Raw genomic sequence first — 21,793 nt, forward strand, 5'->3', positions numbered from 1 at the left:
GTGGATGTCCGCGATCACCGGGATCTGCGACTTCCGCGCGATCACGGAGAGGGCGTCCGCGTCGTCCTGCGTCGGGCAGGCCACCCGGACGATCTCGCAGCCCGACGCCGTCAGCTCGGCGATCTGCTGCAGCGTCGCACCGATGTCCGACGTACGGGTCGTGGTCATGGACTGCACCGACACCGGGGCCCCGCCCCCGACGGCCACCGGCCCGACCTGGATCCGTCGCGACACGCGTCGCTCGGCGATCGGCCGGACCGGGACCTCGGGGACGCCCAGGGAGATGGCGGTCACGACGTCACTCCCGGTTCGAGGAGACGGTCTCGCGCATGGCACGCAGGGACTCCTTGAGGGAGCCCATGGTGGCCAGGACGGCGGTGGGCTCGTAGCCGCAGTGCGCCATGCAGTTGGCGCAGCGCGGGTCCTTGCCGCGGCCGTACTTGTCCCAGTCGGTGTCCTCGATCAGCTCCCGGTACGTCGGGACGTACCCGTCGCTCATCAGGTAGCAGGGGCGCTGCCAGCCGAAGAGGGAGTAGTTCGGGATCGCCCACGCGGTGCACGGGAAGTCGACCTTGCCCTCGAGGAAGTCGAGGAACAGCGGGGAGTGGTTGAGCCGCCAGCGGGCCCGGTTGCCGCCCGAGAAGGCCTTCTTGAACAGTTCCCGGGTCTGCTCCACGCCCAGGAAGTGCTCCTGGTCGGGCGCCTTCTCGTAGGCATAGGCGGGCGAGATCATCATCTCGTCGACCTTGAGGTCGTCGTTGAGGAAGTTGAGCACCTCGACGATGGTCTGCGGGGTGTCGGTGTTGAAGAAGGTCGAGTTGGTGGTCACCCGGAAGCCGCGCCGCTTGGCCTCCTTGATGGCCTCCACGGCCTCGTCGAACACTCCCTCCTTCGCCACGGACTCGTCGTGCCGCTCGCGCAGCCCGTCGATGTGCACCGCGAAGGCGAAGTACGGCGAGGGCTTGAACTTGTCCATCTTCTTGCGCATGAGCAGCGCGTTGGTGCACAGGAAGACGTACTTCCGCTTGGCCACCAACTGGCGGACGATCTCGTCGATCTGAGGGTGCATCAGGGGCTCGCCACCGGCGATGGAGACCATCGGCGCTCCCGATTCGAGCACCGCCCCCACGGCCTGCGCGACCGGCATGCGCTGCTTCAGCACTCCGGCCGGGTGCTGGATCTTGCCGCATCCCTCGCACTTGAGGTTGCAGGCGAAGAGCGGCTCCAGCTCCACGATGAGCGGGAACTTGTCCCGTCGGCGAATCTTCTGTTCGGCCAGGTATGTAGCGACCTTGATGGACTGGCGCAGCGGCATGGCCATCTGGCTCACCTCCGGGGGAGCAGCAGGGAACGGTGCCATTCGAAGAATGCGGGAAGAACGGATCGAAGGACGCGGAAAGCCGATATTCCACCGCGCACCGTGCCGATCCGGACGAGTTCGTGCTCTGGAGCGTCCACGACCACTCGGACGGCCGCAACGGGGCGCGCGCCCGCCCGGACGGCGCTCAGGAGCGTGGCCGCGGACTCCATGTCGACGGCGATCGCGCCGGTCGCGAGCAGGTCGGCGCGTTCGGGACCCCGGACGACGTGGTCCGAGCCGGTCAGCGGCCCGGTGTGGACGGTGCGCCCCGGTACGGCACGCGCGATTTCCTTGACGAGCCGGTCCGTCCCGACGCCGGCGACGGTGCCGCGCGGGTCCCGGGTCTCCTCGGCGACCACCAGGTCGCCGGGGTGCATGCCGGGGGCGAGGCCCGCGCAGAAGCCCGTGGCCAGCACGGCGGCGCCGTCGAGCGCGGGATCGGCCAGGACCCGGGCGACCGAGCGCTCGGCCGCCTTCGGGCCCATGCCCGTGCGCAGGACGGTGACCGGCCCGACGGCGCCGCCGCGGTCGCCGGTGCGCAGGGCGAGGTGCTCGATGCCGAGCGCGCAGGCGATCAGCAGCGGGGACGGGCCGGGCTCTCGGTTCATCAGCTGCCCTTCGCCTCGGCCGCGGACGTCTCGGTCGAGGGCCGCTCGGCGGGGGCGGTGACCGCCGCCGCGCGCGGCTTCTTCGCGAAGGGTTCGCCGTGCACGTACCTGCCCAGCGCGGTGAGCGGGAAGACCTGCCGGTAGAGGTGGTAGTTGATGGAGAAGTCCCAGGGGAAGCCGGTCCCGGTGAAGTAGGGCTCGTCCCAGGAACCGTCCTCCCGCTGGGTGGCGGCCAGCCATTCGATGCCGCGTTCGACGGCCTTGGACTCCCGCTCCCCCGCCGCCAGCAGTGCCATCAGGGCCCAGGCGGTCTGCGAGGCGGTCGAGGCGCCCCGGCCGCTCCACTCCCTGACGTACCGGTAGGAGCGCAGGTCCTCGCCCCAGCCGCCGTCGTCGTTCTGGACGGACTCCAGCCAGGTCACCGCGCGGCGGATGGCCGGGTGCGAGGCGGGGAGTCCGGCGGCGGTGAGGGCGGGAACGACGGAGCCGGTGCCGTAGACGTAGTTGACGCCCCAGCGGCCGAACCACGAGCCGTCCGCCTCCTGTTCGTCCAGCAGCCACCGGATGCCGCGCCGGGTGCGCGGGTCGTGGGTGAGGCCCTCGACGGCGAGCATCTCGACGACGTGCGCGGTGACGTCCGCCGACGGCGGGTCGATGACCTCGCCGAAGTCGCAGAACGGCAGCCGGTTGGGGAAGGAGCTGGTGTTGTCGACGTCGAACGCGCCCCAGGCGCCGTTCTTCGACTGCATGCCGAGGTTCCAGCGCACGCCGCGGCCGATGGCCTTCTCCACCCGCTCCGGGTCGTGGTGGCTGACCCGGCGCAGGGCGAGGACCACCTCGGCGGTGTCGTCGATGTCGGGGTAGTTGTCGTTGTGGAACTCGAACGCCCAGCCGCCGGGCGGGAGTCCGGGCCGCTTCACCGACCAGTCGCCGGGGCGCACGATCTGCTCGCCGAGCATCCAGTCGGCGGCCTTCACCAGCTGCGGGTGGTCGGCGGGCACCCCGGCGTCGGCCAGCGCGATGGTGGCCAGGCAGGTGTCCCACACCGGGGACTGGCAGGCCTCGATCATCCGGGCACCGTCCTCGCGCCACACGGCGAAGCGGTCCAGCGACTCCAGCCCGGCGCGCATCACGGGGTGTTCGAGGTCGTAGCCGAGCAGGTAGAGCGCGATGACCGAGTAGACGGCCGGGGGCTGGATGCCGCCCCAGCAGCCGTCGTTCTCCTGCCGTTCGATGATCCAGCGGGCGGCCGTGTTCATCGCGGCCCGGCGCAGGCGGCGCGGGGCGACCTTGCGGTAGGCGTGCAGTGCCTTGTCGAGGCGCTGGAAGACGCCGTCCCAGCTCGCCGCCGGTGCCGGGGGCCGCGGAGGGTTGGGGAGGGCCGGGTCGGTGTGCAGCTCGTCGAGCGGGAAGGGCGCGGGGCGTACCGGCCGCTTCGCGGAGACGATGGTCAGCGGCACGATGGTCTGCCGGGCCCAGCAGCCGAAGTCGTAGATGTTGAGCGGCACCCAGGTGGGGAAGTAGATGAGCTCCGGCGGGAGTTCGGGCAGGTCGTCCCACTTCCACCAGCCGAACAGGGCGAGCCAGATCCGGGTGAAGACGCGGGCGGAGGCGATGCCGCCCCGGGAGCGGATCCAGTCCGACGCCCTGGCCATGTGCGGCGCGTCGGGCGAGTCGCCGGCCAGGCGGAGGGCGACGTAGGCCTCGATGGTGGCGGACAGGTCGCCGGGGCCGCCGTAGAAGGTGGCCCAGGTGCCGTCCTCGCGCTGCTCGCCGCGGACGAAGAGGGCGGCGGCGTGTGTGGTCCCGTCGTCCAGGATGCCCAGGAACTGGCGAAGGAGCAGGTCCTCGGCGTCCATCGTGACGTTCGTCTCGAGGTCGCCCTTCCACCAGCCCTGGGCGTCCTGCCGGGAGAGCAGGAAGTCCGTGGCGCGCCGGGTGGCGCGTGCGGCGGCTTCTGGTACCCCGGCCGCCGTCGCGGGGATCGTGATGTCGGTTTCGCTGGCCGCGGCTGCGAGGGGCTTCAGGGTGGCCCCGGTGCTTCCGTCGGTCGTCGCTGTCATGGCTTCCCCTTCGTGCAGTAAACAAGTGGTGCTTCTGCTGTGGGTCCGCCGTCGGCCGGTGCTCGTCTTCCCGCGACACCGGCCGGCGACTACGCGAGGGCTATTCGACCGATAGTGATCATCTCTTTCGTACGACGACGAAGTCCGCGAGCGCCGTGAACCGGTCCCGCACCCGGTCGGGCATGTCGACGGCGTCGAGGGCTTCGATGGCGATGGTGTGCTGACGGCGTGCCTCGTCGGCGGTCCATTCCCGGCCGCCCGCCTCCTCGATGAGGGCGGCGCGGGCCGCGAACTCCTCCTCGGAGAAGTTCGCGAAGTCGCTGCTCTTGGCGTCGGCGGCGAGGATCTCGCCGAGCCGCTCGGAGGCGGAGCCACCCGCCGCGAGGGCGGCCACCACGGGGAGGGACTTCTTGCGCTGGCGCAGGTCGCTCCAGGTCTGCTTGCCGGTGGCCTCCGGGTCGCCCCAGATGCCGAGGAGGTCGTCGACGGCCTGGAAGGCGAGGCCCAGGTGGTAGCCGTACCTCTCCAGCGTGTCGGCGGTGTGCTCGTCGGCGCCGCCGAGCACCGCGCCGATGGAGCTGGCGGTGGCGAGCAGGGCGCCGGTCTTGTTGCCCTCCATCTCCAGGCACTCCTCGACGCTGACCCGGTCGCGGTGCTCGTAGGAGATGTCCTGCGCCTGACCGTCGATCAGGGCGCGGCTGGCGTTGGTCAGCCGGCGGGTGGCGCGGCCGGCCTCGACGGTGCCCAGTTCCAGCAGCACCTCGTTGGCGAGCGCGAACAGGGCGTCGCCGACCAGGATGGCCTGGGCCGGGCCGTGCACCTTCCAGACGGTGTCGCGGTGGCGGCGCTGCTCGTCGCCGTCCATCAGGTCGTCGTGCAGGAGGGAGAAGTTGTGCACCAGCTCCACGGCCACCGCGCCGGGCACGCCGACCTCGGGCGCGGCACCGGTGACCTCGGCGGAGAGCACCGCGAGCGCGGGGCGGACGGCCTTGCCGCCGTCGCCGTCCGCGGGGTTGCCCTGGGCGTCGATCCAGCCGAAGTGGTAGGCGGCGACGGTGTCCATGGGCGGTGCCAGGCGGTCGACGGCTGCCCGCAGGACCGGCGTGGCAAGGGTCCGGCCGCGCTCCAGGAGCGCGGTCACGTCCACCGTGGTCCTCGGAGCGGCCTTCGGGGCCGGGGGCACAGTGGGCACAGTCTTTCCTCCAGTTGCGGTACCGGGAGTGCGGGAGTCGGTCCCACGCGGATCGGCTTTCACGCCGCCTCCTCGAAGAAATCGGGGAGGAGGCCGCGGGACCGGCCCAGGGCACCGAGCGCGGCGCCCGCCGCCCCGACACCGCTGCGAACCGCACTCTCCATGGTCGCGGGCCACCCTGTGGCGGTCCACGCTCCGGCCAGGTAGAGGCCGGGTGCCTTGGTGCGGGCGCCGGGCCGGAGCCGTCCGACGCCGGGGGCGGGAGCGAAGGTCGCGGTGCGCTCCCTGGTCACGAAGAAGTCCTTGACCTCGGCACCCCGGGTGCGGGGCAGCAGCCGCTCCAGCTCGGGCAGGTACCGCTCGCGCAACGCGGCCACGGTCTCGTCGATCTCGTTCTGCGCGGTCGACTGCGACAGCGCCAGGTACTGACCCTCCTTCAGCCCGGAGGCCTCGGTACGGTCGAACACCCACTGGACCGGGGTGCCGAGAGCCGTGAGGAACGGCGTGGCGAGCACCTTGCGGTCGTAGATCACGTGGACGTTGAGGATCGGCGCGGTGCCGATCTCCAGCAGGTTTCCGGGTGCGTCGAGGGCGCCGGCGGGCAGCAGGTCGTGCGCCTCGCGCTGCGGTACGGCGAGGACGACGGCGTCCGCCTCGAGCGTCTCGTCGGGAACCTGAACGCTCCAGCCGCCGTTCTCGTTGGTACGGATGGAGGTGACGCGTGTACGGACCTCGGTACGGACGCCCGCGGAGTCGAGCGCCTTGCGGGCCAGCCGGTCGTGCAGTTCGCCCAGCGGGACGCGGGCCCAGCCGATGTCGGCCGCGCCCGGGTCGGACAGCAGACCGGTCTTGAACACCATCGCGGCGAGCCCCAGGGAGGCGTCGCCCGCGACCGCGTTGAGGGTGGCGACCCCGACCAGGTCCCACAGGGCCTCGACGGCACGCGCCGACTGACCGTGCGCGGCCAGCCAGCTGCCGAAGTCCTGGGTGTCCAGGGCCGGATCGGCGAGGTCGAGCCCCTTGAGCGCGAGCGCGGCACGCCCGACGCTCGCGCGCTCGGCGAGCGAGAGATGCGGATACGTGGCGAGGCTCCGCCCCAGATGCAGGGGCACGGGCAGCGCGTCGCGCCGCAGTCTGCCGAGCCGCCGTCCCTCCGGCCTGGCCAGGTCGAGGACGGGCACGTCGAGACGGTCCTGCACGGGAGCGAGCGCCGCCCCGCCGATACGGTCGAGGAACCAGCGGTAGGCGGTGCAGCAGCGCAGATACACGTGCTGGCCGTTGTCGACGGTGAGGTCGCCGCGCTGGAAGGAGAAGGCGAGCCCGCCCAGGCGCGGCCGCCCTTCGAGCAGGGTGACGCGCACTCCGGCGTCGGCGAGCGCGAGCGCGGCGGTGACTCCGGCGAGCCCGCCACCGACCACGACGGCGTGTCCGCCGGGGCGGAGGGCGGAGACGTCCGCGAGCTGCCCGCCGTCACGCGTGCCGTTGCCGTGCGTCATGGTGCGCCCTTCCCTGTCCGGTCGCCGCGGTGCTTGAACGGCGTACGGCAGACCGTCTCAGTCAGGGACGCCGACCGCCACCGGAGGGTTGCCCGCCGTTCTTCGCCGGAGGCGTCGCCCGGGTCCGGAGTGTCGAGTGTGCCGGATGTGTCCATCAGGCGCGCCTCCTGACGGCCCGCCGGGTGACGTGCCGGGCGTCGAGGCCGGACAGGCCGCGCACGGCGACGTACGCCTTCTCGCGTCCGGGGAGCGAGACCCGGCCGCGCAGCACGGCCTCGGGGTCGCGCTCGATGCGGTCCAGGAGACGGCGGTAGATGCCGGCCATGGCGGCCACGCAGGCGCCGCTGCGCCGGTCGAGCATGGGCAGCAGCCGGTAGCCCTCGGCGAAAAGCGCGCGGGCCCGACGCACTTCGAAGTGCACGAGGCCCGCGAAATCGGAGCCCTCGGGTGGCGTCGGCCCGCTGAACCCGGCCGAGCAGCCGAACTTGGCGAGGTCGTCGGCGGGCAGGTAGGTCCGCCCGCCCTCGGCGTCCTCACGGACGTCCCGCAGGATGTTGGTGAGCTGAAGCGCGAGCCCGAGCGTGTCGGCGTACTCGGGCGCGCGCTCGGCGCCGCGCGCCCCCGGTTCCGTACCGAACACGCCGAGTGAGAGGCGTCCGATGGCGCCCGCCACGCAGCGGCAGTAGACCTTCAGGTCGTCCCAGGTCTCGTAGGTCTCGCCGCGCAGGTCCATCTGAACGCCGTCGATCAGCTCGTCGAGGCCGCCGAGCGGGATCGGGAAGGCGCGCGAGGCGTGGGCGAGGGCGACGGCGACCGGGTCGGTGTCGTCCTCGTCGACGGCGCCCTCGTGGATGCGGGCGAGCACGGCTCGGGTCTCCTCGAGCCTGGCGACCTTGACGTCGTCCGCCAGCACGCCGTCGCCGATGTCGTCGACGCGGCGGGAGAACGCGTACAGCGCCGACATCGCCCGGCGCTTGGGCGTCGGCAGGAGCCGGATGCCGTAGGCGAAGTTGCGGGCCTGCTGTCCGGTGACGGCCTCGCAGTAGCTGTAGGCGGCGAGTACCGGTGCCGACGTGTGCGCTGACGACTCCACGGTGCCGATCACCCCTTTCCTCGCAGGGTCACGCCCACCTCGCGCAGCAACTGGACCTTGCCGGGCTTGGGCGGGCCGGGAAGTACGTCGTGATCGGCGGCGGCGATCGCCCTCAGGGCCGCCCTGCCTCCCGCCACGAACCCCGCGAGCAGCAGGCGCAGCCTGCCGTGGACGCTGCCCACCAGGGGGGAGCCCTCGTTCAGCAGCTCGCGGGCACGCCTGGCTTCGTACGCGACCAGGGCGCGCACCGACGCGTTCGCGGTGGGTGCGGCGAGGTCCGTCTCCTGGACGTGGAAGCGCTTCAGGTCCTCGGCGGGCAGGTAGACACGGTCGCGGCCCAGGTCCTCGGCGACGTCCTGGAGGTGCTCGACGATCTGCAGGGCGGTGCAGATCGCGTCGGAGCGGCGGATCCGCTCGGGCGTCGAGGTGCCGGTGACGGCGAGGACGAGCCGGCCGACCGGGTTGGCGGACAGCTCGCAGTAGGCGAGGAGGTCGTCGTAGGTCTCGTACCGCCCGACCAGCTGGTCCTGGCGGTTGGCGGCGATCAGGCCGAGGAAGGGCTCGGGGGTCAGCGAGCGGCGTCGCACGGTCAGCTGGAGGCGGCGCAGGAGCGGGTGGCGGGGGGTGCCGTCGAAGACCCTGCGCAGGTCTTCCTCGAAGGCGTCCAGCATCAGCAGCCGGTCCTCGGCGCGGTCGGCGGGGACGCCGAGGAGGCGGGCGTCGGCGCCGCCGGGGGCCAGGTCGCCGTCACCGATGTCGTCCACGAGGCGGGCGAAGCCGTACACGGCCATGAGGTCGGTGCGCCAGTCGCGGGGCAGGAAGAAGGGAGCCACGGGGAAGTTCTCGTCCGCGGCCTTGGCGAGGGTGCCGCGCTCCGGGTCGACGTCGTGCGCCGTTTCGGTCACCGTCATCGCGGACTGCCCTGGGCGGCGACGGCGCACGCTTCGGGGAGGTGGGGAGTTTCCGTAGCCATTGCCGTCACATCTCCCGTTCTACACTGCCGACCCAATGCACACTATTTCGGACACGCCGCCCGACCGCCCGTGCGGCAGGCCCGCTCGAGGGTGTCGGGCATTATCGCCCCATGTGCCGCGTTTCGGGACCGGTCCAGCTTACGTTGTACAACTCGCGGAGGTTCGCCGGGGTCCTCCGCGCATCACAAGAACACACCGATCGGCTTCAAGATTCCTGCGAACGCGAGGAGTTGACGCTTCCTTTGCAGACGCGGGGCCGCGCGGGAACAGTTCCTGCGCGGCCCCGGCGTGTCGGGCTACTTGCCCGTGAACTTCTCGTACTCCTTGAGCACCTCGTCGGTCGGGCCGTCCATGCGCAGCTCGCCGCGTTCCAGCCACAGCACGCGGTTGCAGGTGTCGCGGATGGACTTGTTGTTGTGACTGACCAGGAAGACGGTGCCGGCCTCCTTCTTCAGCTCCCGGATGCGCTCCTCGGAGCGCGTCTGGAACTTGCGGTCGCCGGTGGCCAGGGCCTCGTCGATCATCAGGACGTCGTGGTCCTTGGCGGCGGCGATGGAGAACCGCAGGCGGGCGGCCATGCCGGAGGAGTAGGTGCGCATCGGCAGGGTGATGAAGTCGCCCTTCTCGTTGATCCCGGAGAAGTCGACGATGTCCTGGTAGCGCTCCCTGATCTGCTCGCGGGTCATGCCCATGGCCAGTCCGCCGAGGATGACGTTCCGCTCGCCGGTCAGGTCGTTCATCAGGGCGGCGTTCACGCCGAGCAGGGAGGGCTGCCCGTCGGTGTAGACCTTGCCCCGCTCGGCGGGCAGCAGGCCGGCGATGGCCCGCAGCAGGGTCGACTTGCCGGATCCGTTGGAACCGATCAGGCCGATGGCCTCGCCCCGGTAGGCGGTGAAGGAGACGCCCCGCACGGCGTGCACCTTGCGCACGCCCCGCTCCTCGCCCCTCTTGATCATGCGGCTCAGGGCGGCGGTCGCGCTGCCCTTGCCGGTCTTGGCGCCGTTGACGCGGTAGACGATGTGCAGTTCGTCCGCGATGACCGTCGGCACCCGCTCGCCCTGCTGCTGCTCAGCCACGGCCGTACCTCTCCTCCGCCTTCCAGAAGTACACGAAGCCGCCCACGGCGAGGAGCACGGCCCAGCCGAGCGCGGCCGCCCACACGTGCGGCGGCAGGTTCTCGGAGCCGTAGCCGTCGATCAGCGCGAAGCGGATCAGGTCCATGTAGACGGCGGCCGGGTTCCACTGGAGCACGTCGGCCAGCCAGGCCGGCTGGTCCTCCAGCATGATCGGGATGGAGAACATGACGCCCGACGCGTACATCCAGGTCCGCATGACAAAGGGCATCAGCTGGGCCAGGTCCGGGGTCTTCGCCCCCATCCGGGCCACGATCAGCGCCAGGCCCATGTTGAAGAGGAACTGCAGGACCAGCGCCGGCACGACCAGCAGCCAGGACAGCGACGGGTAGCTGCCGAAGCCGATCACCACCGCGAACATCACGATCATCGAGGCCAGCAGCTGCTGGAGCTGCTGCAGCGCGAACGAGATCGGGAGCGAGGCGCGCGGGAAGTGCAGTGCCCGCACCAGGCCGAGGTTGCCGGAGATCGCGCGCACACCCGCCATCGCCGAGGACTGGGTGAAGGTGAAGACGAACACACCCGTCACCAGGAACGGGATGTACACGTCCTTGTCCATGCCGCGGCCCGCGTTGAGGATCAGGCCGAAGATCAGGAAGTAGACGAGCGCGTTCAGCAGCGGCGTGGCCACCTGCCACAGCTGGCCGAGCTTGGCCTGGCTGTACTGGGCGGTCAGCTTCGCCCGGGAGAAGGCGAGGATGAAGTGCCGCCGGCTCCAGAGCTGACGGACGTACTCCACGAGGGAGGGCCGGGCACCGCTCACGGACAGCCCGTACTTGGCGGCGAGCCGGGCCGGTGTGAGGCCCTCGTCGGGCGACACGGGCTTGGTCATGGCGACCGTGCCGTCGTGCGTTGTCTCACTCACTGGTGGAAACTTTCGTCTTCGGAATGCTCGGCCGCACGGGCCTGGCATGGACCTGTTGGCCCCGGGCGGGCCGGGACGCTCTCGGATACGAGCTTGTCAGATCACCGGAGGCCGGCCCAGCCGGGTCAGCCGCCACACCGTACGCCACCTCATGGGCCGGCGCGGACCGCAGGGGGTGCCCCACCCCTCGCGGAAGCCGCCGAACCAGGCCCTCAGGGCAGGACGCGAGGGGCGGCGCAGCAGTGTGAGCAGCATCCACACGCCGAGATAGACCGGGACGAGGAGCGCGGGCAGGTTGCGGCGGGCGAGCCAGACGCGGTTGCGGGCGACCATGCGGTGGTAGACCGCGTGCCGCGAGGGCGCGGTCGTGGGGTGGTTCAGCACCATGTCGGACCGGTAGTCGATCATCCAGCCGGCGTCGAGGGCGCGCCAGGCCAGGTCGGTCTCCTCATGGGCGTAGAAGAACGCGTCCGGCAGGCCGCCGACCTGCGTGAGGACGCGGGTGCGTACGGCGTTGGCGCCGCCGAGGAAGGTGGTGACCCGGGAGGAGCGCATCGGGTCGGAGGCGCGCAGCCGCGGGACGTGCCGGCGCTGGGTCTCGCCGGTGTCCGGGTCGGCGATGCGGAAGCTGACGATGCCGAGCTCGTCGTCGGCCGCGAAGGCCTGGCGGCACAGCTCCGCGGTGTCGGTGCGGGCGAGCAGGCCGTCGTCGTCGAGGAAGAGCAGGATGTCGACGTCGCCGCCGCCCGGGCCGAAGGCCTCGATGCCGACGTTGCGGCCGCCGGGGATGCCCAGGTTCTCGGGCAGCTCGACGGTGCGGACGCCGGCGGGCACCTCCGGGACGGGCGAGCCGTTGCCGACCACGACCACCTCGACCGGGTCGCCGTCCTGCCCCGCGACCGAGTCGAGCAGGGCGCGCAGTTCCTCGGGGCGGTTGCCCATCGTGATGACGACGGCGCCGACCTTCATGGCGCCACTCACTTGAGCCTGCTGGAGGCGAGGATGGACACCAGGTGCAGCAGGGTCTGCAGCAGCGCGATACCCGCGAGTACGGCGGTGCCGAGGCGGGTGAAGAACAGGTCGCCGCGGCTCGCGTCGACGATCGCGAGGACGAGGATCAGCAGGGACGCCTCGATGCCGAGGATCAGCCGGTGGAACTTGAGCGCTCCGGCGGCCCGGCGGGCCAGCGCCATGCCGGAGGAGCGCGGCTCGGACGCCGACTCCTGGGCCGGCGCCTTGCCGGTCTGGTGCCGGGCCACGCCGACGAGGTCGGTCTCGGCCTTGATCAGGATGGCGCCGAGCGCGGCCAGGGTGCCGAGGAAGGCCCACAGCCAGTCGACGCGTCCGGTGCCCCATATGTCGGCGGCGCGCAGGCCGAGGCCGACCAGCACCGCGGCGTCGGTCAGGTAGGCGCCGACCCGGTCCAGGTAGACGCCGCCGAGCGAGTACTGCTTCTTCCAGCGCGCGACCTCGCCGTCGACGCAGTCCAGCAGCAGGTACAGCTGGACCGCCACGACGCCGAGCACGGCGCCCGTGATCCCCGGCACCAGCAGGGCCGGGGCCGCGAGCACGCCGCAGACGGTCATCAGGTACGTGAGCTGGTTGGGCGTGATCCTGGTGTTCACCAGGTAGCGGTCGATCCGCAGCGAGACCTCGCGCATGTAGAGGCGTCCCGCCCAGTGCTCACCGCTGCGCCGGTCCTTCACCCCCGCGGGGTGGACGACCGGACGTAGTTCAGCTACCGATGGCCTTGACATAGTCGGCGTACAGGTCCTTGATCTGGTCGGTTTTGAGGTCGAGGTGCTCGAGGATCGTGTAGCGGCCGGGCCGCGTCTGCGGGGCGAACTCCACGGCCTGGAAGAACTCCTCCGGCGTGAACCCGATCTCCTCCGGCAGCACCGGCAGTCCGTGCCGGCGCAGTACCTCGGCCATGTGGGCGGACTCCTCGTGGGCCCCGCGCAGATACATCGCGAAGGCCGCGCCCAGACCGCACTGCTCGCCGTGGGAGGCGGCGCGGGTGGGGAAGAGCAGGTCGAGGGCGTGGTTGATCTCGTGGCAGGCGCCGGAGGCGGGCCGCGAGTCACCGGAGACCGACATGGCGATGCCGGTCAGGACCAGGCCCTCGGCGAGCACCTGGAGGAAGTCGTTGTCACCGACGCCGCCCGGGTGCCGGAGCACGGCCTCGCCCGCCTGGCGGGCCATCGCGGCGGCCAGGCCGTCGATCCGCTCGCCCTTGACCCGGTTGGCCAGTTCCCAGTCCGCGATCGCGGAGATGTTGGAGACGGCGTCGCCGATGCCGGCGCGCACGAACCGCACCGGGGCCTCGCGGATGACGTCCAGGTCGATGACGACGGCGATCGGGTTCGGGACACCGTAGGAGCCGCGGCCCGCGTCGTTGTCGAGCGTGGCGACCGGCGAGCAGAGCCCGTCGTGCGCGAGGTTCGTCGGCACGGCGACCAGCGGCAGGCCGATGCGCGCCGCGGCGAACTTGGCGCAGTCGATGATCTTGCCGCCGCCGAGGCCGACGACCGCGTCGTAGTGGCCGCCCTTCATGGCGCCGGCCAGCTTGATCGCGTCGTCCAGGGTGCCGCCGCCGACCTCGAACCAGTCGGCGCCGGGCAGGGACGGGGCGACGCGCTCGCGCAGCCGGGCGCCCGAGCCGCCGCTGACGGCGACGGCGAGCTTGCCCGAGTGGGAGATGCGCTCGTCGGCGAGCACACATCCCAGGTCGTCGAGGGCACCCGCGCGGATGTCGACGACGACCGGCGACGGGATGAGCCTCGTCAGTACTGGCACGCGATCTCCCGGCCCTTGGCGAGGTCGTCGTGGTTGTCGATCTCGACCCACTTGACGTCGCCGATCGGCGCCACGTCGACCTTGAAGCCGCGGTTGACCAGCTCCTGGTAGCCGTCCTCGTAGTACAGCTGCGGGTCGCGCTCGAAGGTGGTCTTCAGCGCGTCGGCCAGCTCGACGGCCGCCTCGCCCTCGATGAGGGTGACGCCGATGTACTCGCCGGTCGCGTCGGACGGGTCCATCAGCTTGGTGATGCGCTGGACGCCCTTGTCGGGGTCGACGACGACCTTCATCTCCTCCTCGGCGAGGTTCTTCACCGTGTCGAGGGCGAGGATGATCTTCTTGCCGTCGCCGCGGGCGGCGAGCAGGGTCTTCTCGACGGAGACCGGGTGCACGGTGTCGCCGTTGGCGAGGATCACGCCGTCCTTGAGGGCGTCACGGCCGCACCACAGGGAGTAGGCGTTGTTCCACTCCTCGGCCTTGTCGTTGTCGATCAGGGTGAGCTTGACGCCGTACTTCTGCTCCAGCTCGTCCTTGCGGTCGTACACGGCTTCCTTGCGGTAGCCGACGATGATCCCGACCTCGGTCAGGCCGACCTCGGCGAAGTTCGCCAGCGTCAGGTCCAGCACCGTGATGCTGTCCTCCGCACCCTCCGGGCCGACCGGGACCAGTGCCTTGGGCAGGGTGTCGGTGTAGGGGCGCAGACGGCGTCCGGCGCCGGCCGCCAGCACGAGGCCGATCATGCGGGTTCTCCTTCGTCGTGTACGGCGGGTGCGCCGACCTTGTGGGCGGCGACCCAGAAGCGGATGCTCTCCACGAGCACCACGAGTGCCACGGCCACGGCGAGGACCGTGAGCGCGACCTTGAACTGTGTGGCGGTGAGCAGCACGGCCAGCACGGTGATCACCAGCGTGCGGCCCTCGTGCCCCCCGATCGTCCGCACCAGCCACTGCGGCGGCGCTCCCGCGTCGCCGCGGATGCGGTAGACCGTGTCGTAGTGATGGTAGGCGACCGCGGCAACCAGCCCGAAAGCCGCTGGAAGCGCCCCGTTCACGTCCGCTTTCGCCGCCAGTACCAGGACGGTGCCGTACTCGGCGGCCCGCAGGAACGGCGGGACCAGCCAGTCGAGGGCGCCCTTGAGGGGGCGGGCGACGGCGAGGGCGGAGGTCAGGACGTAGCCGATCGCGGCGACGAGCGGCCAGGGGCCGCCGAAGTCGGTGAGGGCGGCCGTCGCGACGACGGCCGCACCGCTGAGGAGGGCGACGGCGGGGGCGGTGAAGCCGGGCAGCCGGCGGGCGGTGCTTCGCAGGCCCCCCGCGGCGGCCTCGGCGAGCGGTCCCGAGTCGGCGAGGTCGGCCAGCGCCTTCGCCGCCCGGTCGGTCCGCGTCGCCTTGCGGGTCAGCGAGCGCAGGACCCGGCCCGCGGTGGTGTACGTCGCGGCGAACGCGCAGCCGATCAGCAGCGCGTAGAAGGTGATCCGGGGCGTGGTGAGCGCGGTCAGGACGGCGATCATGGCCCAGCGTTCACCGATGGGCAGGACGATCATGCGCCGCACCCAGACCGTCCAGCCGACGCTGTCGAGCTTGTCGGAGAGGGCGGCGGTGGGACTCGTGTTGGCGGCGGCGGCTGTGCTGTCGGCATTCGCCTCGTTGAAGGCGAAGTCGACGACGTGCCGGCAGGTCTGGAGGACCATCGCGCCGAGGGCGAGGGTCCATACGTCGTCGCCGCCGCGGGCGGCTCCGAGGGCGAGGCCCGCGTAGTAGGCGTACTCCTTGGCACGGTCGAAGGTGGCGTCCAGCCAGGCGCCGAGCGTGGAGTACTGCAGGGAGTAGCGGGCGAGCTGTCCGTCGGTGCAGTCGAGGACGAACGAGGCGATGAGCAGGACGCCGGCGGCGACGAAGCCGCCGCGGGTGCCGGTGGCCGCGCAGCCCGCCGCTATGAGCGCGGTGATGAGCGAGGCGGTGGTGACCTGGTTGGGGGTCAGTCCGCGCCGCGCGCACCAGCGGGCGATGTAGCGGGAGTAGGGGCTGATGAGGAAGGTGGTGACGAACCCGTCGCGGGCCTTGACCGCCGACTTCAGGCGTACGGCCTCGTCGTCGACGCCGGCGACGGCCTGCCGTGCCTCGTTGCGTGCCTGGGGGTCGGCCGGGACGGCGGCGACCAGGCTGCCGAGTTCGGGCCGGTGGACGCCCGCGCCGTCGGCGTCGAGGGCGGCGGTGATCCGGTCGGCGAGGCTGTCGACAGCCAGCGCGGTACCGCCGTGGCCGGAGTTCTCGCGGGCCATCGCGCGGGTCAGGGCCTGGCGGGCGCCCGGCTGGGCGGTCACGGCGCCGGGGATCGCGGCGAGCGGGAAGCGGGGGTCGGTGAGGCCGAGGCGCAGGGCGTGCGGGTGGCCGACGAAGCGGGCGTCGACCACGGCGACCCGCTCACCGGCCGGCACCCGGGCCAGCAGCGTCTCGGCGTCGGCGGCGCCGGAGGCGGGACGCACATCGAAGCCCAGGGACCGCAGCTCGCCCTCGATCGACGAACCGGGGACCGGCTGACCGGTGAGGATGGCGGTCGACAACCGAACTCACTCCCTGGGTGCCGACGCCTGGGCGCCGGGCCTGTGCATGGTGGGACGCCCGTGCCTGCGGCACCCGGGCGGCATGTCGGCAGAGGTTATCGGATGGCTGGAACGCCGTGTTCACCGCCCGTTTCACGGTCGGTCGACGCCACTTGCACCCGCCTTTGCCGCGATCATCATCGTGGATCCGGGGCCCGCCCCACAAACCGCGCTCCCAGACCGGGCATCGCGGACATCGCACAGCGTCGACGCGCGCTCGCTCAGGGTCAGGGCCACCTCGACCCGGCCGTCCGCCGGGCTCACCCGGACGGCTCCTCCAGGGCGTCGCGGCGCTCTGACCTGCGTAACGTTTCCGCAGGTCAGGGCACATGACAACGGTGTTCAGTGCCGCGTTGCCGGATACCCCCTACCCGTAGTTCACTGTGATCCGGACGCCGGATGCCGGATGCACAGGGAGGCTGCTTCTCATGGGGGCTGGGCACGATCACGGGCACGCGCACGGGGCGCAGGCCGGCGGGACGGCGACGGCCGCGTACCGCGGCAGACTGCGGGTGGCGCTGGCGATCACGCTCTTCGTCATGGTCGTCGAGATCGTCGGCGGCGTGCTCGCCGACTCGCTCGCGCTGATCGCCGACGCCGCGCACATGGCGACGGACGCCCTGGGGCTCGGCATGGCGCTGCTGGCCATTCACTTCTCGAACCGGCCGCCGAGCGACCGGCGCACGTTCGGCTTCGCGCGCGCCGAGATCCTCGCCGCCCTGGCCAACTGTCTGCTGCTGCTCGGGGTCGGCGGTTACGTCCTGTACGAGGCGATCGAGCGGTTCATCACACCCGCCGGCACCGCGGGCGGGCTGACCGTCGTCTTCGGCGTGATCGGCCTGGTGGCGAACATGGTGTCGCTGTCCCTGCTGATGCGCGGACAGAAGGAGAGCCTGAACGTGCGGGGAGCCTTCCTGGAGGTGGCGGCGGACGCGCTGGGCTCCCTTGCGGTGATCGTCTCGGCGCTGGTGATCCTGGCCACCGGCTGGCAGCCGGCCGACCCGATCGCGTCGCTGGTCATCGGCCTGATGATCGTGCCGCGCACCTGGCGGCTGCTGCGCGAGACCCTGGACGTGCTGCTGGAGGCCGCGCCCAAGGGCGTGGACATCGCCGAGGTACGCGCCCACATACTGGCGCTTGACGGGGTCGAGGACGTCCACGACCTGCACGCCTGGACGATCACCTCGGGCATGCCGGTGCTGTCGGCGCACGTGGTGGTGAGCGGCGAGGCGCTGAGCGCGATCGGCCACGAGAAGATGCTGCACGAGTTGCAGGGCTGCCTCGGCGACCACTTCGACGTGGAGCACTGCACCTTCCAGCTGGAGCCCAGCGGCCACGCGGAGCACGAGGCGAGGTTGTGCCACTGAGGCCGGGTGGCACCGGTGAAGCGGGGTGGGGGCGTGCGCGTACCGGAACGCGCTGCGGGGTGCGGCCGTCCGCCACTTGTTCACCTCCTGCCCCGGTCTGTCTCCCGCGGCACTTCTCCCGGTCACACCGTGGACGGTTCCCGGTCCGTGACGTCGGGCACGATGATCAACTGGGCCCTTCCTCGGCGTCCGACCGGTGACGACCGCCGCCCGTGCCGCCGCGCGGGACATGCGGGAGTGCCGGGAAGTGCCGCGAGTGCCGGATTCGTACGGCACACTTGGGGCGCGAGGACCGATGTGAAGGATGGGTATGCCGATCACTCCTGCCACCGCGACGCACAGTTCGTCGAACGGCACCGCAGACGGAATTTTGCTGGAACTGGTCGACGAGAACGGCGTGACGATCGGCACCGCGGAGAAGCTCTCCGCGCACCAGCCGCCTGGGCGGCTGCACCGCGCCATCTCCGTGTTCCTCTTCGACGAGCGGGGCCGGCTGCTGCTCCAGCAGCGGGCGCTGGGCAAGTACCACTCCCCCGGCGTGTGGTCCAACACCTGCTGCGGTCACCCCTACCCCGGCGAGGCGCCCTTCGCGGCGGCGGCCCGGCGGACGTACGAGGAGCTGGGCGTCTCCCCGTCGCTGCTCGCCGAGGCGGGCACGGTGCGCTACAACCACCCGGACCCGGCCTCCGGGCTGGTCGAGCAGGAGTACAACCACCTGTTCGTCGGCCTGGTGCAGGCAGCGCCGCGGCCCGATGTGGAGGAAGTCGCGGAGACGGCCTTCGTGTCGCCTGCCGAGCTGGCCGAACGGCACGGCAAGGACACCTTCTCGGCATGGTTCATGACGGTGCTGGACGCGGCCCGGCCCGCGGTCCGCGAGCTGACGGGGCCCTCCGCCGGCTGGTGAGTCCGCCTTACCGCAGGGCGTACCTACCGCAGGGCGTACCTACCGCAGGGCGTACCTACCGCAGGGCGTGCTTACCGCAGGGCGTGCTTGAGCGGCAGGGCGGCCCAGATCACCTTGCCGCCGCTCGCCGTGTGGGCCACGTCGCACGCGCCGCCCGCCTCCCGGGTGATCTCCCGGACCAGGAGCAGCCCGCGCCCGCCCGTCTGACCGTGGTCGGCCTCCAGGGCGGTCGGGCGGTAGGGGTGGCTGTCCTCCACGGCCACCCGCACCCACTCGGGGCCGACGGCGATCTCCACGGCGAGCACCGGCGACAGCACCGCCGCGTGCCGGACGGCGTTCGTGACCAGCTCCGAGACGATCAGGAGCAGCCCCTCGGTCACGTCGTCGGAGACCGGTACGCCCTGGCGCACCAGCAGGTCCCGCACGGCGTGCCGCGCCTGCGGGACAGACGCGTCCACGGCGGGGGCGGTGAACCGCCAGACGCCTTCGTACGGCAGCGGCCCGGCGGGCCCGGTCTCGTCCATCGTCCGGTCGCCACCCCTGGGCTCGATTGTCACCACACCCCTGAGTGTTGGTAACGCGTCGCTCCGCCCCAGAGAACTGAACACAAGTCAGCTGATATCGAACACTTCTGATCGTTGGCGTATGACACGGTCAGTTGTGGGACCGTTCCTGTCCCGCTCGCACCGGCCGCGTGAACCCGACGGGTCGGCGGATACCATCCGGCGCATGGAGCCGCAGCTGCTGCACCGGGTCGCCGACTCGGTCGCCACCGTCGTCGTCCACCACCCGGCCAAGCGCAACGCCATGACGGCCGCGATGTGGCGGTCGCTGCCCGAGCTGCTCGACACCCTGGCGGGAGATCCGTCGGTGCGGGCGCTGGTGCTCACCGGTGAGGGAGCGACGTTCTGCGCCGGGGCCGACATCTCGACCCTGCGGGAGCCGGCGGAGGACGCGCAGGGGCTCGCCGTACGCGCCGAGGAGGCCCTCGCGGCCTTCCCCAAGCCGACGGTGGCGGCGATCCGCGGTCACTGCGTGGGCGGCGGGGCCCAGTTGGCGGCCGCCTGCGATCTGCGGTTCGCCGAGGAGTCGGCGCTGTTCGGGGTGACCCCGGCCAAGCTGGGCGTCGTGTACCCCGCGTCCTCGACCCGGCGGCTGGTGGCGCTGACGGGCCCGGCCACCGCGAAGTACCTGCTCTTCTCGGGGGAGTTGATCGACGCCGCGCGGGCGTTGCGCACCGGCCTGGTCGACGAGGTACTGCCGGAGGGCGAACTCGGCAAGCGGGTCGCGGAGTTCACCCGGGTACTGGCGTCGCGCTCGCGGTTGACGCAGGCCGCGGCGAAGGAGTTCGCGAACGGGCGCACCGACCGGGACGCGTACTGGGCCGCCCAGGCGCGCGGCAGCGGCGACACCGCGGAGGGGGTCGCCGCCTTCCTGGAGCGCAGGCAGCCGCGTTTCGGCTGGAGCATGCCGCCGAGCGGGTCTACTTCAGGATGAACCGGTTGTCGGTGCGGAACTCCTCGACGAGATGTGCGGGTGCCTTCTCCGGGGACCCCGCGTCGTAGGGCGGCTGCGGATCGTACTCGGTGAGCAGCTGGACCGCCTGGGCGTGTTCGTCACCGGCGATGCGGCCGACCAGTGTGAGGCCCATGTCGATGCCGGAGGAGACGCCGGCCGCGGTGACGTACTTGCCGTCGGTGACCACTCGTTCCCCGGTCGGCTCGACGCCGAACCGCTTCAGCGGGTTCAGTGCCAGCCAGTGCGAGGTGGCGCGGCGGCCGGTGAGCAGTCCCGAGGCGGCGAGCAGGAGGGAGCCGGAGCAGACCGAGGTGGTCCAGGTGCTGGTGGCGTCGACCGTGCGCAGCCAGTCCAGCAGGGTCTCGTTGCCCATCTGCGCGTCCTGGCCGGGGCCGCCCGGCACGACGACGACGTCCGGGTCCGGCACGTCCGCCAGGGTCCGGTCGGCGGTCAGCGCCAGGCTCCCGCTGTCGTTGCGGACGGGGCCGGTCCGCTCGGCGACGAAGACGGTCTCCGCGCCGGGAACGCGGCTCAGGGTCTCGTACGGGCCCACGGCGTCGAGGGCGGTGAAGCGGTCGAAGAGAACGATGGCGATCTGCACGTGTTTCCTTTCGGGGTCGCTCGGCGAGCGGGGTCGCGTCCTCAGTGGACGGGCGCGGGTCTCAGTGGACGGGCGCGGGTTCAATGGACGGGCGCGGGTCTCGGTCGGACGGGCGCTGGTCTCGGTCGGACGGGCGCGGGTCCTCAGTGGACGGGCGCGGGACGGAAGCGGCGGCGGTACTCGGCCGGTGACGTTCCGAGGGCCTTGACGAAGGCTCGGCGCATGGCCTCCGGCGTGCCGTAGCCGCTGGAACGGGAGATCTCCTCGACGCCGTCACCGGTGTCCTCCAGCAGCCGGCGGGCGTGTTCGACGCGGACCCGGTCGACGTACCGGCCGGGTGTCGTGCCGGTCTCCGCGCGGAAGGCGCGGGCGAAGTGGCGGGGCGAGAGGCCGGCCCGGTCGGCGAGGGCCTCGACGCTCAGATCGGCCCCGGGGTGCTCGGCGACCCACCGCTGGAGCTCGCGCAGGGGCTCGCGCCGTGCGGTCTGGGCGCGGCGAGCTGGGCGCTGAACTGTGCCTGGTTCCCGGGCCGGCGCAGGAACACCACCAGGTGCCGGGCGATGGTCAGGGCGGCGTCCCGGTCCAGGTCCTCCTCGACCAGGGCGAGGGCGAGATCGATGCCGGAGGTGACGCCGGCGGAGGTGGCGACCTGGCCGTCGCGGATGAAGATCGGGTCGGGGTCGACGTCCACGGCCGGGTGGTCGCGGGCGAGCCGGTCGGAGTAGGCCCAGTGAGTGGTGGCGCGGCGGCCGTCCAGCAGCCCGGCGCGGGCGAGCAGGATCGCCCCGGTGCAGACGGAGACCAGGCGCCGGGCGCGCGTCCCGTGGCCTCGCAGCCACTCGACCAGGCGCGGGGCGGGGTTCCGGGAGCCCTGGCCGCCGGGAACGATCAGGGTGTCCGGGACGGGCGCCGCGTCGAGGGCCAGGTCCGGTACGACGGTCAAGCCGCTGGAGGTGCGCACGGGGGCGCCGTCCAGCGAGGCCGTACGGATGCGGTACGTCCCCGGCGTGTGCTGCTCGGCGCCCGCGAAGACCTCCACGGGGCCGGTGACATCGAGGCTCTGGACGTCGTCGAACAGGAGGACCAGTACGGTTCGGACGGTTCGGTGCGCCATGCCGTCGATTCTTCGCCCGTCCGCCGATGGCCGCAATGACGAGTACCCCACCTTTCCTGCCATGCGTCCCGCGCTCTGGGGCGGGTCGTCGCGGGCCGTCCGGCAGA

21 protein-coding genes and 1 pseudogene are annotated in these 21,793 nt (G+C 71.9%); 3 read left to right on the forward strand and 19 right to left on the reverse strand.

Annotated elements, in window-relative coordinates; all coding sequences use genetic code 11:
- The 16 genes from ACFCZF_RS11120 to ACFCZF_RS11195 all read right to left on the reverse strand — a co-directional run.
- On the reverse strand, nt 1–294 hold a 294-nt coding region (locus tag ACFCZF_RS11120), incomplete at its 3' end, for a flavodoxin-dependent (E)-4-hydroxy-3-methylbut-2-enyl-diphosphate synthase (protein WP_376671420.1).
- Between the two features lie 4 nt (nt 295–298).
- Nucleotides 299–1,321, reverse strand: coding sequence for an adenosyl-hopene transferase HpnH (gene hpnH, locus ACFCZF_RS11125; RefSeq protein WP_376671421.1), 1,023 nt, complete (start codon nt 1,319–1,321; stop codon nt 299–301).
- 5 nt (nt 1,322–1,326) lie between these two features.
- Nucleotides 1,327–1,968, reverse strand: coding sequence for a 1-hydroxy-2-methyl-2-butenyl 4-diphosphate reductase (locus ACFCZF_RS11130; protein ID WP_376671422.1), 642 nt, complete (start codon nt 1,966–1,968; stop codon nt 1,327–1,329).
- The gene (gene shc, locus ACFCZF_RS11135) at nt 1,968–4,031 is read right to left on the reverse strand and encodes a squalene--hopene cyclase (RefSeq protein WP_376671423.1); all 2,064 of its coding nucleotides are present in this window, start codon (nt 4,029–4,031) and stop codon (nt 1,968–1,970) included. The genes ACFCZF_RS11130 and shc overlap by 1 nt, the downstream gene beginning before the upstream one ends.
- Nucleotides 4,032–4,149: 118 nt before the next feature.
- Nucleotides 4,150–5,214, reverse strand: coding sequence for a polyprenyl synthetase family protein (locus ACFCZF_RS11140; protein WP_375906932.1), 1,065 nt, complete (start codon nt 5,212–5,214; stop codon nt 4,150–4,152).
- 68 nt (nt 5,215–5,282) lie between these two features.
- Complete coding sequence (gene hpnE, locus ACFCZF_RS11145; RefSeq protein WP_376671424.1) at nt 5,283–6,719, reverse strand: hydroxysqualene dehydroxylase HpnE; 1,437 nt, start codon at nt 6,717–6,719, stop codon at nt 5,283–5,285.
- Nucleotides 6,716–6,874 carry a DUF6380 family protein gene (locus ACFCZF_RS11150; protein WP_375906655.1) on the reverse strand — a complete coding sequence of 53 codons (159 nt, stop codon included), beginning with the start codon at nt 6,872–6,874 and terminating at the stop codon, nt 6,716–6,718. Before ACFCZF_RS11150 ends, hpnE begins: the two co-directional genes overlap by 4 nt.
- Nucleotides 6,874–7,824 carry a presqualene diphosphate synthase HpnD gene (gene hpnD / locus ACFCZF_RS11155; protein WP_376671425.1) on the reverse strand — a complete coding sequence of 317 codons (951 nt, stop codon included), beginning with the start codon at nt 7,822–7,824 and terminating at the stop codon, nt 6,874–6,876. The genes ACFCZF_RS11150 and hpnD overlap by 1 nt, the downstream gene beginning before the upstream one ends.
- Nucleotides 7,821–8,723: a squalene synthase HpnC gene (gene hpnC / locus ACFCZF_RS11160; RefSeq protein ID WP_376671426.1), complete on the reverse strand. Its 903-nt coding sequence runs from the start codon at nt 8,721–8,723 to the stop codon at nt 7,821–7,823. Before hpnC ends, hpnD begins: the two co-directional genes overlap by 4 nt.
- Nucleotides 8,724–9,082: 359 nt before the next feature.
- On the reverse strand, nt 9,083–9,862 hold the full coding sequence (locus ACFCZF_RS11165) for an ABC transporter ATP-binding protein (RefSeq protein WP_375906664.1): 780 nt from the start codon (nt 9,860–9,862) through the stop codon (nt 9,083–9,085).
- Nucleotides 9,855–10,784: an ABC transporter permease gene (locus tag ACFCZF_RS11170; protein ID WP_375906667.1), complete on the reverse strand. Its 930-nt coding sequence runs from the start codon at nt 10,782–10,784 to the stop codon at nt 9,855–9,857. The genes ACFCZF_RS11165 and ACFCZF_RS11170 overlap by 8 nt, the downstream gene beginning before the upstream one ends.
- A gap of 96 nt (nt 10,785–10,880) precedes the next feature.
- A complete protein-coding gene (locus ACFCZF_RS11175) occupies nt 10,881–11,753 on the reverse strand; it encodes a glycosyltransferase family 2 protein (RefSeq protein ID WP_376671427.1) in 873 nt (290 codons plus the stop codon).
- 8 nt (nt 11,754–11,761) lie between these two features.
- Entirely contained in the window at nt 11,762–12,541 is a 780-nt protein-coding gene (locus ACFCZF_RS11180) for a CDP-alcohol phosphatidyltransferase family protein (protein WP_376671428.1), read from the reverse strand.
- Nucleotides 12,519–13,580: an iron-containing alcohol dehydrogenase family protein gene (locus tag ACFCZF_RS11185; protein ID WP_376671429.1), complete on the reverse strand. Its 1,062-nt coding sequence runs from the start codon at nt 13,578–13,580 to the stop codon at nt 12,519–12,521. The genes ACFCZF_RS11180 and ACFCZF_RS11185 overlap by 23 nt, the downstream gene beginning before the upstream one ends.
- On the reverse strand, nt 13,568–14,320 hold the full coding sequence (locus tag ACFCZF_RS11190) for a sugar phosphate nucleotidyltransferase (RefSeq protein ID WP_376671430.1): 753 nt from the start codon (nt 14,318–14,320) through the stop codon (nt 13,568–13,570). The genes ACFCZF_RS11185 and ACFCZF_RS11190 overlap by 13 nt, the downstream gene beginning before the upstream one ends.
- Nucleotides 14,317–16,143, reverse strand: coding sequence for a DUF5941 domain-containing protein (locus tag ACFCZF_RS11195; protein ID WP_376671431.1), 1,827 nt, complete (start codon nt 16,141–16,143; stop codon nt 14,317–14,319). The genes ACFCZF_RS11190 and ACFCZF_RS11195 overlap by 4 nt, the downstream gene beginning before the upstream one ends.
- Before the next feature lie 467 nt (nt 16,144–16,610).
- Between ACFCZF_RS11195 and ACFCZF_RS11200 the strand changes: the two genes are divergently transcribed.
- Both ACFCZF_RS11200 and idi read left to right on the forward strand, forming a co-directional pair.
- The gene (locus ACFCZF_RS11200) at nt 16,611–17,549 is read left to right on the forward strand and encodes a cation diffusion facilitator family transporter (RefSeq protein ID WP_376671432.1); all 939 of its coding nucleotides are present in this window, start codon (nt 16,611–16,613) and stop codon (nt 17,547–17,549) included.
- 310 nt (nt 17,550–17,859) lie between these two features.
- Nucleotides 17,860–18,453 (forward strand): isopentenyl-diphosphate Delta-isomerase, encoded by a 594-nt coding sequence (gene idi / locus ACFCZF_RS11205; protein ID WP_376671433.1) that lies wholly within the window; start codon nt 17,860–17,862, stop codon nt 18,451–18,453.
- Between the two features lie 71 nt (nt 18,454–18,524).
- On the opposite strand, the gene ACFCZF_RS11210 is transcribed toward idi, so the two are convergent.
- Entirely contained in the window at nt 18,525–18,977 is a 453-nt protein-coding gene (locus tag ACFCZF_RS11210) for an ATP-binding protein (protein ID WP_376671541.1), read from the reverse strand.
- Between the two features lie 205 nt (nt 18,978–19,182).
- On the opposite strand from ACFCZF_RS11210, the gene ACFCZF_RS11215 reads away from it, so the two are divergent.
- Nucleotides 19,183–19,950 carry an enoyl-CoA hydratase/isomerase family protein gene (locus ACFCZF_RS11215; protein WP_376671434.1) on the forward strand — a complete coding sequence of 256 codons (768 nt, stop codon included), beginning with the start codon at nt 19,183–19,185 and terminating at the stop codon, nt 19,948–19,950.
- Here ACFCZF_RS11215 and ACFCZF_RS11220 read toward each other — a convergent pair.
- Entirely contained in the window at nt 19,937–20,572 is a 636-nt protein-coding gene (locus tag ACFCZF_RS11220) for a DJ-1/PfpI family protein (RefSeq protein ID WP_376671435.1), read from the reverse strand. The two genes, ACFCZF_RS11215 and ACFCZF_RS11220, sit on opposite strands and share 14 nt — an antisense overlap.
- A 143-nt stretch (nt 20,573–20,715) precedes the next feature.
- Nucleotides 20,716–21,686 (reverse strand): annotated as a pseudogene (locus ACFCZF_RS11225) (GlxA family transcriptional regulator).
- Nucleotides 21,687–21,793 lie beyond the last annotated feature (107 nt).

This window comes from Streptomyces sp. NPDC056296, from assembly GCF_042268605.1.
Lineage (GTDB): Bacteria > Actinomycetota > Actinomycetes > Streptomycetales > Streptomycetaceae > Streptomyces.

Bases quoted from the DNA above. Each gene is read 5' to 3' on its own strand.
- hpnH (WP_376671421.1), bottom strand. From the start codon at position 1,321: ATGGCCATGCCGCTGCGCCAGTCCATCAAGGTCGCTACATACCTGGCC.
- ACFCZF_RS11130 (WP_376671422.1), bottom strand. From the start codon at position 1,968: ATGAACCGAGAGCCCGGCCCGTCCCCGCTGCTGATCGCCTGCGCGCTC.
- shc (WP_376671423.1), bottom strand. From the start codon at position 4,031: ATGACAGCGACGACCGACGGAAGCACCGGGGCCACCCTGAAGCCCCTC.
- hpnE (WP_376671424.1), bottom strand. From the start codon at position 6,719: ATGACGCACGGCAACGGCACGCGTGACGGCGGGCAGCTCGCGGACGTC.
- ACFCZF_RS11150 (WP_375906655.1), bottom strand. From the start codon at position 6,874: ATGGACACATCCGGCACACTCGACACTCCGGACCCGGGCGACGCCTCC.
- hpnC (WP_376671426.1), bottom strand. From the start codon at position 8,723: ATGACGGTGACCGAAACGGCGCACGACGTCGACCCGGAGCGCGGCACC.
- ACFCZF_RS11175 (WP_376671427.1), bottom strand. From the start codon at position 11,753: ATGAAGGTCGGCGCCGTCGTCATCACGATGGGCAACCGCCCCGAGGAA.
- ACFCZF_RS11180 (WP_376671428.1), bottom strand. From the start codon at position 12,541: ATGTCAAGGCCATCGGTAGCTGAACTACGTCCGGTCGTCCACCCCGCG.
- ACFCZF_RS11190 (WP_376671430.1), bottom strand. From the start codon at position 14,320: ATGATCGGCCTCGTGCTGGCGGCCGGCGCCGGACGCCGTCTGCGCCCC.
- ACFCZF_RS11200 (WP_376671432.1), top strand. From the start codon at position 16,611: ATGGGGGCTGGGCACGATCACGGGCACGCGCACGGGGCGCAGGCCGGC.
- idi (WP_376671433.1), top strand. From the start codon at position 17,860: ATGCCGATCACTCCTGCCACCGCGACGCACAGTTCGTCGAACGGCACC.
- ACFCZF_RS11210 (WP_376671541.1), bottom strand. From the start codon at position 18,977: ATGGACGAGACCGGGCCCGCCGGGCCGCTGCCGTACGAAGGCGTCTGG.
- ACFCZF_RS11215 (WP_376671434.1), top strand. From the start codon at position 19,183: ATGGAGCCGCAGCTGCTGCACCGGGTCGCCGACTCGGTCGCCACCGTC.